This window comes from Bacillus sp. SLBN-46, assembly GCF_031453555.1.
GTDB lineage: Bacteria > Bacillota > Bacilli > Bacillales > Cytobacillaceae > Neobacillus.
In genome coordinates this window covers 1,907,968-1,922,540 of the sequence record NZ_JAVIZM010000001.1, presented here as the reverse complement: position 1 = coordinate 1,922,540, position 14,573 = coordinate 1,907,968, and the positions used below count along the sequence as shown (strand labels likewise).

General features: G+C 38.4%; 16 protein-coding genes. 4 read left to right on the top strand and 12 right to left on the bottom strand.

Annotated elements, in window-relative coordinates; all coding sequences use genetic code 11:
- Positions 1-2 precede the first annotated feature (2 nt).
- A complete protein-coding gene (gene sigK / locus QFZ87_RS09740) occupies positions 3-719 on the top strand; it encodes an RNA polymerase sporulation sigma factor SigK (RefSeq protein ID WP_308083095.1) in 717 nt (238 codons plus the stop codon).
- 25 nt (positions 720-744) lie between these two features.
- On the opposite strand, the gene QFZ87_RS09735 is transcribed toward sigK, so the two are convergent.
- Together QFZ87_RS09735 and QFZ87_RS09730 are read right to left on the bottom strand one after the other, a co-directional pair.
- Entirely contained in the window at positions 745-1,719 is a 975-nt protein-coding gene (locus QFZ87_RS09735) for a F510_1955 family glycosylhydrolase (RefSeq protein ID WP_309860493.1), read from the bottom strand.
- A 43-nt stretch (positions 1,720-1,762) separates the two neighbouring features.
- Positions 1,763-2,443, bottom strand: a complete 681-nt coding sequence (locus tag QFZ87_RS09730; protein ID WP_309860491.1) for a response regulator transcription factor — start codon at positions 2,441-2,443, stop codon at positions 1,763-1,765.
- A 163-nt stretch (positions 2,444-2,606) separates the two neighbouring features.
- Here QFZ87_RS09730 and QFZ87_RS09725 point away from each other — a divergent pair, with 163 nt between their 5' ends.
- Together QFZ87_RS09725 and QFZ87_RS09720 are read left to right on the top strand one after the other, a co-directional pair.
- Positions 2,607-2,777 (top strand): hypothetical protein, encoded by a 171-nt coding sequence (locus QFZ87_RS09725; RefSeq protein ID WP_309860489.1) that lies wholly within the window; start codon positions 2,607-2,609, stop codon positions 2,775-2,777.
- 170 nt (positions 2,778-2,947) lie between these two features.
- Positions 2,948-4,744, top strand: coding sequence for a M3 family oligoendopeptidase (locus tag QFZ87_RS09720; protein ID WP_309860487.1), 1,797 nt, complete (start codon positions 2,948-2,950; stop codon positions 4,742-4,744).
- A 461-nt stretch (positions 4,745-5,205) separates the two neighbouring features.
- On the opposite strand, the gene QFZ87_RS09715 is transcribed toward QFZ87_RS09720, so the two are convergent.
- The 5 genes from QFZ87_RS09715 to mtnN form a co-directional block, all read right to left on the bottom strand.
- Entirely contained in the window at positions 5,206-5,346 is a 141-nt protein-coding gene (locus tag QFZ87_RS09715) for a YrzI family small protein (RefSeq protein WP_309860485.1), read from the bottom strand.
- Between the two features lie 434 nt (positions 5,347-5,780).
- Positions 5,781-6,041, bottom strand: a complete 261-nt coding sequence (locus tag QFZ87_RS09710) for a YrhC family protein (RefSeq protein WP_309860483.1) — start codon at positions 6,039-6,041, stop codon at positions 5,781-5,783.
- A gap of 132 nt (positions 6,042-6,173) precedes the next feature.
- Positions 6,174-7,307: a bifunctional cystathionine gamma-lyase/homocysteine desulfhydrase gene (locus QFZ87_RS09705; RefSeq protein WP_309860481.1), complete on the bottom strand. Its 1,134-nt coding sequence runs from the start codon at positions 7,305-7,307 to the stop codon at positions 6,174-6,176.
- A 1-nt stretch (position 7,308) separates the two neighbouring features.
- The gene (locus QFZ87_RS09700) at positions 7,309-8,232 is read right to left on the bottom strand and encodes a PLP-dependent cysteine synthase family protein (protein ID WP_309860479.1); all 924 of its coding nucleotides are present in this window, start codon (positions 8,230-8,232) and stop codon (positions 7,309-7,311) included.
- A gap of 17 nt (positions 8,233-8,249) precedes the next feature.
- Positions 8,250-8,945 carry a 5'-methylthioadenosine/S-adenosylhomocysteine nucleosidase gene (mtnN, locus tag QFZ87_RS09695; RefSeq protein WP_309860477.1) on the bottom strand — a complete coding sequence of 232 codons (696 nt, stop codon included), beginning with the start codon at positions 8,943-8,945 and terminating at the stop codon, positions 8,250-8,252.
- 272 nt (positions 8,946-9,217) lie between these two features.
- Between mtnN and QFZ87_RS09690 the strand changes: the two genes are divergently transcribed.
- Positions 9,218-9,421: a DUF2536 family protein gene (locus QFZ87_RS09690; protein WP_309860475.1), complete on the top strand. Its 204-nt coding sequence runs from the start codon at positions 9,218-9,220 to the stop codon at positions 9,419-9,421.
- Between the two features lie 37 nt (positions 9,422-9,458).
- Here the strand turns inward: QFZ87_RS09690 and QFZ87_RS09685 are convergent, their stop codons facing one another.
- From QFZ87_RS09685 to QFZ87_RS09665, 5 genes are all read right to left on the bottom strand, one after another.
- Complete coding sequence (locus tag QFZ87_RS09685; RefSeq protein WP_309860473.1) at positions 9,459-10,127, bottom strand: YrrS family protein; 669 nt, start codon at positions 10,125-10,127, stop codon at positions 9,459-9,461.
- A gap of 75 nt (positions 10,128-10,202) precedes the next feature.
- Positions 10,203-11,963, bottom strand: a complete 1,761-nt coding sequence (locus QFZ87_RS09680; protein ID WP_309860471.1) for a peptidoglycan D,D-transpeptidase FtsI family protein — start codon at positions 11,961-11,963, stop codon at positions 10,203-10,205.
- A 48-nt stretch (positions 11,964-12,011) separates the two neighbouring features.
- The gene (gene greA / locus QFZ87_RS09675; RefSeq protein ID WP_309860469.1) at positions 12,012-12,488 is read right to left on the bottom strand and encodes a transcription elongation factor GreA; all 477 of its coding nucleotides are present in this window, start codon (positions 12,486-12,488) and stop codon (positions 12,012-12,014) included.
- Between the two features lie 168 nt (positions 12,489-12,656).
- Entirely contained in the window at positions 12,657-13,292 is a 636-nt protein-coding gene (gene udk / locus QFZ87_RS09670; RefSeq protein ID WP_309860467.1) for a uridine kinase, read from the bottom strand.
- A 1-nt stretch (position 13,293) separates the two neighbouring features.
- A complete protein-coding gene (locus tag QFZ87_RS09665; protein WP_309860465.1) occupies positions 13,294-14,565 on the bottom strand; it encodes a peptidase U32 family protein in 1,272 nt (423 codons plus the stop codon).
- Positions 14,566-14,573: the final 8 nt, after the last annotated feature.

The window sequence follows — 14,573 nt, the reverse complement described above, 5'->3', positions numbered from 1 at the left end:
GGATGTCTGGAATCTTAACAGCTCTCGGATATTTAATGAAAGAATTTTTATTTCTTGTTTCGTACGTTAAAAATAATGCTTTTCCTCAGCCCCTATCTGCTGCTGAAGAAAGAAAATACTTACGGTTAATGGCAGAAGGGGATCCGCATGCGCGAAATATGTTAATTGAACACAATCTACGGCTTGTCGCGCATATAGTTAAAAAATTTGAAAATACCGGGGAGGATTCTGAGGATCTAATCTCAATTGGAACAATTGGTTTAATAAAAGCAATCGAGAGCTATTCAGAAGGTAAAGGGACAAAACTAGCAACCTATGCTGCTCGTTGTATAGAAAATGAAATTCTTATGCATTTACGGGCACTAAAAAAAACAAAGAAAGATGTTTCCTTGCATGATCCCATCGGTCAGGATAAGGAAGGAAATGAGATTTCATTGATTGATGTCCTTAAATCGGAATCTGAGGACGTTATCGATACCATTCAGCTTAATATGGAATTGGAGAAAATAAAAAAGTATATAGAGGTTTTGGATGATCGTGAAAAAGAAGTGATTGTAGGGCGTTTTGGCCTAGACTTACAAAAGGAAAAAACCCAACGAGAAATTGCTAAGGAATTAGGAATATCCAGAAGTTATGTCTCGAGAATAGAAAAGCGCGCCTTAATGAAAATGTTCCATGAATTTTATCGGGCCGAAAAAGAACGTAAGAAAAAAAATTGAATAAAATACAATGAAAAAAGAGCAGTTACTCCTGCTCTTTTTTTCCGTCTTTAAGAAGAACGCTCCAATTCTTTCCGCCGTCTTTAGATTGATAAATATCATTTTTATAGGTAGTAAAGGCGATTTGATTATGATCCTTTTGATTAACCGCTAAATAAGTAATAGGATTATCATAATCTAAGAATGGAAAAGCCAATACCCCTTGCTCGCCAGTTACAGGATTTAACGTTTTTAATAAAATCTTATCGTTCTCCACACTTGAAAATAGGATTGTATCCCCGCTGAACGTAAGGGCTGTCACCATAATGGGATTAGTAATTAACTTCATCGTGTTTCCATTGTCAGATGAATAAAAAATACCCGTCCTTGTAGACATCGCCACGATATCACCATTAGTAGGGTGTACTGCTATCATTCCTAATGAGTCCGCATTAAACCCCTTAAATGCGCTCTTTGTCCACGTATCGCCATTGTTTTTAGAATAGTTAACACCATAGCTTAAACCATCTTCGGGTGTTTCACTAATTACATAAAGCCCTTTACCTGAAAAACTGGCAGCCATAAAGTGGAAGTTTCTCTTCCCATAGAATGCCAGCTGATCAAGTGTCTTTCCTTGATCGACACTGCGCACTACACCAAGTGGGTCTTTAAAGCCTGTCCCCTTTTGAGGATGTCCACTTCCTAAAAAACCATCTTCTACTGCTTGGAATCCTATATAATCATGTTGATTCGTGGTTGATTCATACCACTTTGAATCTTTGTAGAATTTTAAACCAGCATTTGTGCCAACATACAGCGCTTGATCATTGCCTGGATATCCAATTCCACGTATATTTTTTACGCTAAATGAACTGGCCTCAACCACTTCAAATTTAGCCTTTGATTCAGCCTTTTTTTCCTGTTGGTTCTTTTCTTGGTCCTCACTATTGTTTGTACAACCCGTTGCAATAAGTAATATTCCTATTAACATAGCCAATATCACTTTCATTTGAACTTTCACCTTGTTACCTCCTGAACATTATCTTAAACTATGAGGTTTTCGTTTACGAATCCTTATCCATCCACTTATACCCTAGTCCCCATACTGTTGTCAAATAATCGTCTACAGGAAAACCTGATTTTCGCAATTTGTCTCGTAAATTCCGCACATGGGAATCTATGGTCCGATCCTCTGTTGCAACCGCATACCCCCAAATAGTGGTCAACAAATGCTCACGGGTAAATACTTTATTTCTATTTTTTAATAAAAGAGTCAGTAAGGAAAATTCCTTGGGAGTAACCAAAACAGGATGCCCTTGATAGGAAACCTCGAAGGACTCTTCATTTAGAGATAGACCATTAAAGGCTATTTTACCTGAAGGTCCTTTATTTCTTCGCAGAATAGCTTCTATTCGCGCAATCAGCTCATCTTCATCAAAAGGCTTGGAAATATAATCATCTGCACCTAGTTTCAGCCCTTTTACAATATCCATTTTTTCACTTCGAGCAGTAAGCATGATAATCGGTGTATCTCCCAATTTTCTTATTTCTTTACAAGTTTGCCAGCCATCCATTTCTGGCATCATGATATCTAATAAGACAAGATCCACAGTTGATTCACCAAGGTATTGAACGGCTTGGAAAGCGGAAGTCATTTTGATGCAGTCATATCCTTTTGGCGTTAAATAAAGGGAAAGTAAGTCTAACATCCGAGTTTCATCGTCAATAAGCAGTATTTTTTTCAATGGTATACCTCTCCCGATTTCAATCTAAATAAAATTATACTATAGAATGAATCCAATTAGCTGTGAAATATTTGTTGAATTGATTAAGGACATACACGTTTGCCTATACAAGCTTAAAAAAGGGCTCATACCCTATTATAAAAGGATAAAGGAGGGAATCTAGATGCCTTTTGGTTATCCTAGTCCTTATGGTTTTTATGGATACCCGGCCCCATATCCAGCTTATCCAGTTCCATATGCTGCAGGCAGTGGTTTTTGGATTGCAGTCGTCATTGTCTTATTTATTCTGTTGTTACTCTTCGGAGGCTGGTGGTGGTATACAAGAGTTTGTTAATACTTTTTAAAAGGCTGAGTTTCTCTAAGTAAACTCAGCCTCTTTTTTCTGTAAAAACCAATAATATAGAATTTTTAGAAAAAGTAAATTATAATGGAAGGCGGAAGTGTTAATTTTTTGACAATAATCAACCATGATTGTGGTTCATCTTTTAAGGAGGGGTACAAAGAATGACAGCGATTACATATTCAGATGTTTGGAACCTTGATGTGTTCTTTAAGGGCGGAAGCGATTCATTAGAATTCGCAAACCATTTAAATCTTACAGCAACCTTAATAGATAGTTTCCAAACAAAAGTAAACAACTGGACTCCGTTCAATTCACAAGAGGATCAAACATACTTAAAAGAATTACTTGAGGATTTTGAGCATGCTGCCAAAAAACTACGTCAAGCAGGAGCATTTGTTAGTTGTTTGCAAGCACAAAACACAGATGATAAAAAAGCCTATGCTCTTGATTCGAAGGTTACCAGTTTAAGCGCAGCTTTCCAAACGGCTCTTACTACCTTTGACAGCCTATTATCCTCATTTAATGATGAGGCTTGGACAGAGTTATTAAAGGATAATCAGTTACAGGTTCTTTCCTTTGTTTTAACAGAAAGACGTAATCGAGCAAAAGAAAAGCTTTCTAAAGAAGAAGAAGCATTAATCAGCGCACTTGGTGTAGATGGCTATCATAGTTGGGGGCAATTATACGATTTAATTGTTGGCAAAATAAAAGTACCTTTTCAAGAAAACGGCGAGGAAAAGCTCCTATCTGTCGGTCAGGCATTTAATAAATTCTCAAGCCCCGACCGAAACGTACGAGAGACTACTTTCAGAAACTGGGAGAAGGCATGGGGAGAACAGGCAGACTTTCTTGCCAAAACCCTCAATCATCTTTCTGGTTTCCGTCTTAGTGTGTATCAAAAAAGAGGCTGGGAAGATGTATTAAAAGAACCTCTTAGCATTAATCGTATGGAAAAAGAGACACTTGAAACGATGTGGGCAGTCATATCCGACAATAAACAAAAGCTTGTTACGTATTTAGAGAGAAAAGCAGCACTCCTTGGGGTAAATAAATTAAGTTGGTATGATTTAGATGCTCCATTTGGCAAAACAGAATCAAAGGTTTCCTATCAAGAAGGAGCCGAGTTTATCGAACAAAACTTTGCTCTATTCGGTGAAAAAATGGCTTCGTTTGCTCGTAAAGCCTTTGAAGAGCAATGGATTGAAGGAGAAGATCGACCTGGTAAAGCTCCTGGTGGCTTCTGTACTTTCTTTCCTGAAAGCGACCAATCTCGTATCTTTATGACCTACTCTGGAACACCATCAAACGTTTCAACTTTGGCGCATGAGCTTGGTCATGGTTTCCACACATTTGCGATGAAGGGGGTTCATCATCTCAACCGTAATTATGCCATGAACGTGGCAGAAACGGCCTCTACCTTCGCTGAAATGATTGTTGCAGATGCAGCAGTTAAAAATGCAAAAGATGAAGAAGAAAAACTAGTTCTTCTTGATGATAAGGTCCAAAGAACCGTTGCCCTTTTAATGAATATACATGCACGCTTCTTATTTGAAACAAGTTTTTATGAAGAAAGAAAGCAAGGACCTGTAAATGCAGAACGTCTGAATGAACTGATGCTTGCTGCACAAAAAGAAGCCTATTGTGATGCCTTAGAAGAATATCATCCATTATTCTGGGCCTCTAAGCTTCACTTCTTTATAACTGGTGTACCATTTTATAACTTCCCATATACGTTTGGTTATCTTTTCTCATTAGGTATCTATGCGCAGGCGCTCGAGGAAGGCAAAGGCTATGAAGAAAATTACATTGCTTTGTTAAGAGATACGGCTTCCATGTCTGTTGAAGATTTAGCACAAAAACATCTACATGTAGATCTAACGAAAAAAGACTTTTGGGAAAAAGCCGTTCATATTTGTCTGGATGACATTGATGAATTCCTAAAGTTAACTGAAAAATAATAGAAAAAGCATCGGCCGAAACTTGTGGCCGATGCTTTTTAATATTATGCTTCAACACTTAGTTCGGCTGAAATAACACAGCCGATCGCCCCAGTAATGACGAAAGCCATCACAACCAAAAACATATTCCCCACCCCTTAGTTAGAGACTGCTATTTTCTACTTTGAATTTAACACATTTTCACAGTATCTAACTTCAGGAAATATGAACATTCTGTTAACAAACCCTTTAGGTTTCTGACAAATAGATTTTCTTTTAGTGGGATTATGATTCTTTTTTCTTTGATTTAAAGAGTAATGATAATAACAAAATATGAAGTGGCATATTGGTTACCTCCTATTTTCATTCTTTCACTCGGCTAGGTGGTATCTTTCATACCCCAGAAACTATTTCCTCGACCTTGCATTAGAAAAAACAACATATTAACAACCACCTTTCTCTATTTGGTTTTTACTTACCTATTACATAAAACGGTGCATGGAAACCTGACGATCTCTGTTTTTCTCATAAAGCTTATCAACCATTTCTTGATGAGCAGCTTCTTCGAGGCTCATTCGACGTTTGTTAATAGTTATGGTTAAAAATAAAATATTAAGGGTCATGTATCACACCTCCTTTAAAGGCTTATTTCTTTCTTGTTCTAACAACATTTTCAATCTATGCATTACATATCCATCTGGCGATTAAAAAGGGCACAAAAAGGCCGCAAGAAGTTATCCCTTGCGGCATGGATTTTTAGGCACAAAAATACCGCAAGACGTCATTCTCCCTGCGGCATGGATATGTAATGTCACTTAATTACTTAAGCAATCCATTCCAGTCTGGTCGAATGCGTGATATTTAAATATGATGTTGTAGTAAAGGATACAATTAAATTCATTTTCTTCGACCTCCTTTTTGGAATTTTATACTTACTACGGTAATTATATCCACACAACTGCCAATTGTAAACCTTTTGCCAGTAATTTTTTTAAAATTAATTAAACCGCCCTCCTGTTGGATAAAAAAAATAAGCGCTCCGCATAATGGGAGACGCTTATTTTTTCATTAAATAATCCTGTCCTTCTTCTGTCTCTGACAGCTTCATTTGGCATTGTTTGGATTGAATAAAAAACAAAATGGATAAAGCTAGGAAAGACATTGAGGATAGAACCATTATGTTAACATCCATCTCGCTTTTCGTATCGGATGGAATAATTACACCTAAATAGAAAAATACACCAACAGCCAATAAGATCGTGGCAAAACGTTTAAAATCAACCATTTTTTCATAAAGTCTTCTCGCTTGTTGCTTCACTACTTATCACCTGCTTTTCTTTTAATCTACTAACCTACTTTAACATAAAACTTCACATGAAAGAGGATGTAAATATTAGTAAAAGAAAAGCTCAGGCCCAGGTGAGTTCACCTGGTGCCTGGATAATATCAATTATTCTAATGCTTGTGTCAAATCCTCAATGAGGTCCTCAACATCTTCTAGTCCAACTGATATACGGACTAACCCATCGGTAATACCTAAATCTGCACGACGCTCTGCCGGTATAGAGGCATGTGTCATTCGGGCTGGAACAGATATTAAGCTTTCGACCGCACCAAGACTTTCTGCCAAAGTAAAGTATTTAATTTTACTTAATAATTGATCTGCATTTTCAGCACTTCCTACATCAAAAGAGACCATTCCACCAAAGCCTCTTGCTTGTTTTTTAGCAATCTCATGATTTGGATGTGATTCAATACCAGGGTAAAATACCTTCTTCACCTTTGGATGTGATTGTAAAAACTTCACAATCTCAGCAGTATTCGCTTCCGTTTCTTCCATACGGATCCCTAAAGTTTTGATCCCACGGATTAATAACCAAGAATCCTGTGGTCCTAAAACACCGCCCGTAGAATTTTGAACAAAATGAAGATCTTCTGCCAATTTATCACTTTTCACAACCACTAGACCAGCCACCACATCACTATGTCCACCAATGTATTTTGTCGCACTGTGCAGGACAATATCGGCTCCAAGCTCTATTGGGTTTTGCCAATATGGTGTGGAGAAAGTGTTATCTACAATGGTCAATAGCTGATGTTCTTTTGCAAGCTTTGCAGCTGCTTCAATATCCGTAATTTTTAGTAATGGGTTTGTTGGTGTTTCTAAATATATCGCCTTTGTATTCGGTCTGATTTCACTTTTAATATTGTCTAAATTACTAGTATCAACAAAAGTAGAGTCGATTCCAAATCGGTTTAATACCTTTGTCATCACGCGGAATGTTCCACCATAGACATCATCAGTAAGAATGACGTGATCGCCGCTATTAAATAACATGATAACCGCAGTGATTGCCGCCATACCTGAACCAAAGGCAAAACCTGCCGTACCGCCTTCAATATCTTTAATTAACACTTCTAGGGCATTCCTTGTAGGGTTTCCAGTCCTTGAATATTCAAATCCCTTATGTCCCCCTACTCCTTCTTGCTTATACGTACTAACTTGGTAGATGGGAAAGGATACCGCTCCTGTTGCTGGATCCTGGCTAATTCCGCCATGAATCAATTGTGTTTTCCTTTTCATTCTAAATACCCCCTTCAAAAATCTTTTTGCTTAAATATCGTTCGCTACCGTCTGGAAAAATAACGACGATATTGGTACCAGGCGGTGATATTTGGGCTTCTTTTAGTGCAGCGTGAAATGCAGCACCTGACGAACTACCGACAAGAAGGCCTTCCTTCGCTGCTATTTCTTTAACGAGACGGAAAGCATGTTCATCCAACACGGTATAAATGGCATCAAAGTAATTTGCATCCATATATTTTGGCAAAAATTCCATCCCAATACCTTCTGTTTTATGTGGACCTGATTCACCACCGTTTAAAATGGAACCCTCAGGTTCTACAATGACTGTTTTTACTTTCTCGCTCTGTTCTTTTAAGTAACGGGCCGTACCCATGAATGTTCCACCTGTACCCGCACCAGCGACAAACACATGTAATTGTCCTTCAAGCTGCTCCCAAATTTCTGGACCAAGCGTTTTATAATACGTTTCTGGGTTTTTAGGGTTTCCGAATTGCTGAGGGCAATAGGCTCCTGGAATCTCGTTAACAAGTTCCTTTGCCTTTGCAATTGCTCCCTTCATTCCCTTTTCCGTAGGGGTATGAACGATTTTCGCCCCAAGTGCTTTCATTAATTCCTGCTTTTCTATACTGAACTTTTCAGGAACACACAAAATAACCTGTATACCTTTGTTTATTGCTGCTAGAGCTAATCCGATCCCCGTATTTCCAGCGGTTGGCTCTATGACTGTTCCGTCTTTACGCAGCTTTCCACTAGAAAATGCCTCATCCAGCAGTTCCATTCCAAGTCGGTCTTTGACACTACCCCCAGGATTCATAAATTCAAGTTTCGCGAAGATACGAACACCGTCAGGCAAATGAAATTGAGTGATTTCAACCATTGGTGTATGCCCAATTAATTCATGAACATTTTTATAGACCTTCATTTCCCCACTCCTGTGACCTATTTTAACGCTGCCACCATATTCATAACCAATGTAGCAGAATTAGTTGCTGCTTTATCAATAAATTGATCAAAAGATACTTCTGATTCTTTACCAGCAATATCAGAAAGAGAACGAATGATAACGAAAGGAACTCCAAACCGATGGGCTACTTGCGCAATCGCCGCTGCCTCCATTTCAACTGCTTGTAAATCATTAAATTTCGAACGGACAAATTCGACTCTTGCCGGGTCTTCCATAAAGGAGTCACCAGTAACAATTAAGCCTTTGACAATCTGAAACTTTTCCAGTTCCTTTGATGCTTTTTCAGCGACCGCAATTAACTTCTCATCTGCTAAAAATGCAGCTGGAAGCTGTGGAACCTGCCCGTATTCATATCCAAAAGCTGTTACATCTACATCATGATGACGAACTTCAGTTGAAATGACTGCATCACCAACATTAAGAGCCGGGTTGAACCCACCAGCAGAACCAGTGTTTATAATATAATCAGGCTTATATTTTTCAAGTAAGATAGTTGTAGACATTGCTGCGTTCACCTTGCCAATTCCTGAACGGAGTAAGATCACATCTACACCATGCATGGTACCGAACGTAAATTCACAGCCAGCTACCGTTTCTTGTGTTTTCCCTTCGATATGATCTCTTAGTAACGTTACTTCCTCTTCCATTGCTCCGATAATTGCGATTTTCATTATATGACCTCTTTCATTGTGTTTTAACGTTTGACTGCTTATAATCTTCCTCTGTTTTAAGCATCGTATCCGCAAACACTATTCTACCATCTTTTTAAAGATGCTTGCCATAGTAAGCCTGTATTCTCACACTCCCGAACACTCCGCATTAATCCTATACGTATACTATGAATTAATCCTAAAACATGTTATCATAGTACTCACTTTTATTCAACAATTCATTGCTAGATGATAAATAACTAACTAAAATAAAAGATGAAAGGACTGATTTTATGAATTTCCAATTTGATTTAATCGAAGATAAAGTGGAGTTTTTTGAGGCAACTAGCCTTAAAACCTTACAGAAAAAAATTGAGTCACAAATTGATGAGAACCGGGCAATTATGCTGGGAGTCCACTCCGTATCACACCAAATGCATGTGAATGAAAATGGACAAACCTATTTTACAGCAGTAGTACATTTTAAGAAAAAATAAACGAGGCTGACTCTATAGTCAACCTCGTTTTCACGTATCATCTAACAATTTCCGCTAATTCTTCAACTCGTGTAGGCATCCAGCCTTCGCCGTCTACCCACTGAAGATACACATTATATTTTTGTTGCTTATCTTTTGAAGCAACGGTAGCAAACGAACCATTTTGAGTGGACTTATCTCTACCCAGCCAATATACCGTCATGTTGCTTCCATCTAATCCAGTGGCATAGGATACCGCCTCTAGCATTTCCTGCCAATCGACTGAATTTGTATCGTATACAGCGGTATGCTCACCAGATTGGGTTGTCCCTACAGGCTTCCAGCTGGGATTTTCAATCGTCTTAAGTACATTTGAAGAACTTCCTCCATCAGTAACCACTTCCTGTGATTCATCTGTCTGTTCAGTTGTCGAAGCTTCCTCACTTTGTTGTTCTTCTTCAGATACTTGATCAGATGAACTCTCATCGTCTGCCTCAGTTTTCTCTTTTTTCTCCGCTTGCTTCTCTGTATGTTCCGTTTGTTTTTGCTCAGTTTTTGTACTATCTTTCTTAGGTGCTGCATGATCATTTCCTGAAGCAAAAATATTGTATGCCACGAATAATATTAGTAAGAGTACAATGATGATTAAACTATTTAAGACAAGGTTCGTTTTTTTTCTTTTCGACCGGTATCCAGACCGCGAGTTAGAATTAAAATCATTAGTCATACTATTTCCTCCTAAAATAAAGGCTCTCAATATTCTAACATGATTTTAACAGAACATGAAGAGATAATAGTCGCACTACTCTTTTTCTACATCTTTTTCATAGAGTGCTTTCACCATATCCGCGAACAATAAATTTACCCCGCCTTCCGAATCTATTACATCCAAATTAACTGCTACTAACGCATATTTGGGCGATTGAAATGGAAAATAACCAGCAAACCATTTATTATGCAATTGCTTCCCATCTTTAAATTTACCCGTTTCAGCCGTACCTGATTTACCTGCTACTTCATATGGAAGATCTTTAAACCATCTTCCAGTCCCATTTGGATTAATAATTACTTCACGTAGCAATTTTTGCAGTTTCATGGCTGTATAAGGTGAGATAGAATCCCCCTTTATGCTCTCCTCAGGGAAATCTACCATCGTTGTCCCATTTTTATATTCTATTTTTGAAACTGCTCTTACCATTTCCTTTTTACCGCCCCTTGCAATGGTGGCCATCATGTTAGCGACAGCTAATGGAGTAGCCCGAACCTCGTGCTGTCCAATACCTGACATAGCAATAAAATTAGGATCCTTTCTTGCCTCGTCAGACAAAAACACCCTCCCTTTATCTTCATCCGCTAGCTGCTTGAAGTCACTGGTATGATACACTTCACCTTGCCAGCCCACCGAACCAGTTAGAGATAATTTATCTGCATAATCCTCGAGTAGATGTGGATCCGTCTTCTGCAATTCCTTTGCCAGTTCCCCGAACGTCCGATTACAGCTTCTTGCAAAACTATTTGTAAAGTTCAACATTCCATAATTATATTTTAATTCTGGTTTTCCATTAATCTTTTTACTACAATCAAAAAGCCGGGTTGGGTCATCTAAGTTACGATCCATAGTAGCTGCAGCAACCACCGTCTTAAAAACGGATCCCATAATCTGCTGCTTTACCATCAAATTCGTAATTCCTGCTCCATTATAGGGGTCTTTTTTATTGATAGCCGGGCGTGAAACCATCGCTAACACACTATTATCCTCAATATTAAGGAGAACAAGTCCCCCCTTTTTAATCTGATACTGATCGACTAAATCTTCGGCCTTTTGCTGCAAGTCTTTATCAATCGTAGTCCGAATATTTACAGGATAAAACGGGTTAGCAGGGTCCACATATCTTACATTTATTCCAAAAAGCGGGGCTCCCCCGCCATCGACATGGTAAACAAGCTTTGACTTCCCCTCTGGGAGCAGGAATTCATCAAAGCTCTCTTCAAGGCCTGATACGCCCAGCAGCGTCTTTTCCGATAGCTCTTTACTTGGATAACGTTCCTTTAATTCCTTTGCATTTTCACCTGTTAGTCCAATCAGTTGCTCAGCTGGAATGGAAGAACGTTCAAATTTCTTCTCAATGGCAAATACACCGGGTATTTTTAATTCATTAATTCTTTTCATCTGTGAGGTTGTTAATTCAATAGGCTCTGGGTCTCCGAAGGCAAATGGTTTTTTTGCCGCATCTACTGCAAATTTCAATGAATCAACTGATATTCCTGAAATGGTCGAAACCTTTTCGATGTCCCAATCTGTCTTTTTTAGAAATGGAAATAAGACGAGCACGGACACCTTTTTATGTGTAAGCATCGTCCCATTTCGATCAAGAAAATTTCCCCTGCCATTATCAATCACTAATTCCTGTGTTCGTTGATTCACACTTTCCTCAAGCAAGTTCACATTATGCTTTGAAAAGGTTTCTGTCTCAATTAGTTGAATTTGCATTAAACGTACTAAGAGAAGTACTAATCCTGTTATACAAATGACCAGCCAGCCAATGGCTCGTTTTCTCCACATAAAAAACACCTCGTCAAAAGTTTTGACGAGGTTTTCTTATTTCAAACATTATTTAATAGAAACGATACGTACACTCATTTCGCCGCCAGGAGTTTGAACAGAAACTTGCTCTCCCACCTTCTTGCCTAATAGGCTTTTGGCAATTGGAGAATCATTAGAAATTTTTCCTTCAAACGGATCGGCTTCAGCACTACCAACAATTGAATAAGTTTCTTCTTCACCATCAGGAAGTTCAACAAAAGTAACGGAGCTTCCTAATGTAACGGAGTCGCTTGCATTTTCAACTTCAGCGATAATCTTTGCATTGCGAATCATATTTTCTAAGGTCGTAATTCTACCTTCTACAAAGGCTTGCTCTTCTTTCGCAGAATCATACTCAGAGTTTTCAGACAAATCCCCGAAGCTTCTTGCGATTTTAATTCTTTCTACCACTTCTTTACGTTTAACTGATTTTAAATACTCAACTTCTTGTACAAGCTTATCTTTACCTGCTTGTGTCATTGGAAATACTTTCTCTGTAGCCAAAACCCTCACTCCTTCTAGTCTTCACAATCCCCCAATAGAATTGTGTATGTAATATATGTAGATATTATGCCAATCGGCATAATACATAGCAGCGCGTCCTTTTTAGTAAGGGCGCGCATAAAAGATATTTATCCAAACGGATTTTTAGATAGTTCTTTTGCTATTGTTTCATAAAATTGACTTTTGTTCAAGAATTGTTTGAATTTTTGTGACCATTATATCGATGGCAACATGGTTGTGTCCGCCTTCTGGAATGATGACATCTGCATAACGCTTAGTTGGCTCAATAAATTGATTATGCATAGGACGAACCACATTTAAATATTGATCGATAACTGAATCAAACGTACGTCCACGCTCACTTATATCACGAGTAAGTCGGCGGATTATTCGTAAATCCGCATCAGTATCAACATATAGTTTAATATCCATTAAATCCCGAAGACGCTCATCCTCAAGTACGAGGATTCCCTCTAAAATGATTACATCCTTTGGCTCAACAGGAATGACTTTATCTGAACGGGTATGAATGGAATAATCATATACTGGTTTTTCAATCTGTTCATACCTTAGCAGCTGTTCAATATGTTCAATAAGTAAGTCATTATCAAAAGCAAGTGGGTGATCATAGTTAGTTTTTAATCGTTCTTCAAATGGCAGGTCACTTTGATCCTTATAATAATAATCCTGTTCAAGAACTAATATGGAATGATCTTTTAAACTTTCATAAATAGATTTTGTTACACTGGTTTTTCCGGAGCCGGAGCCGCCGGTTACACCAATAACAACTGGCTTGCGCGTCATGCTAGTTCTCCTTTCGCATCATGTTGTTAGGGTATACCGGTTTGTCCAATTTAAATTGTACAATTTGAAGCGGATGTCTAGCTGCATCCAGTTCATTACCTTTTTCATCCCAAATTTTTTCAATCACATGAGTAAAGTTTTGAATTTCCGGTCCGAAGAACTCTACTTCTTCGCCCGGTTTAAAATGATTTCTTTGTTGTAATGTAACGATTTGTGTTTCTGGATTATAATCCAACACAAGACCGACAAACTCAAACTTTGTCTTCTTGCTATGATTACCAAACATTTGCTCTTTATACCCTGGAACACCTTCAAAAAACGCAGGAGCTGTTTCACGGTTAGCACATTTGTCCAGTTCTTCTAGCCATTCTCTCTGAATAACAAAGTTCTCAGGGTCCGCGCAATACGCATCAATCACTTTTCGATACACACTAACCACTGTCGCAATATAGTGAATGGATTTCATACGACCTTCGATTTTCAAGCTGTCGATTCCAAGTTCAATCATCTGTGGGATCGCTTGAATTAAATTTAAGTCTTTTGGACTCATTGCAAAAGGAGCATCTCCCTCTTCAAATAGCGCTGCTTCTTGGTCGTTTCCTTCTAACTGGTAAAGGTCATAATCCCAGCGGCATGACTGACAGCAACCACCACGGTTTGAGTCCCTTGCAGTCATATGGTTACTTAATGTGCATCTGCCGGAATAAGCAATACACATAGCTCCATGAATAAAGGTTTCGATCTCAACATCGACCTTCTCCTTCATTTCTCTGATTTCCTCCGCACTTACTTCACGAGCTAATACGACACGCTCAGCCCCGGCTTCTTTCCAAAACTGTGCAGCTTTCCAGTTCGAAAGTGACTGCTGTGTACTTATATGAATTTCAATTTCCGGTGCTAGTCGCTGACAAGTTTCAATAATAAGCGGGTCAGCAACAATAATTCCTGCAATGCCTGTCTCTTTTAGACTTAGGATGTATTCCTCTAAGCCATCAATATTTTCATTGTGAGCAAAAATGTTTGTTGTAACATAAATTTTCGCACCGAAACGTTTGGCGAACTCTACGCCTTCCTTCATTTCTTCAAATGTAAAGTTATCAGCATTTGAACGAAGACCATACTCTTGACCTCCGATAAAAACAGCATCCGCACCATATTGAACGGCAATCTTTAATTTTTCGAGATTACCAGCTGGAGCAAGGAGTTCTGGCTTCTTCACAATGACACGTTTTCCATCGATAATTTCAGAAATATTATCTTTAACTGTATTCACAGATGAAC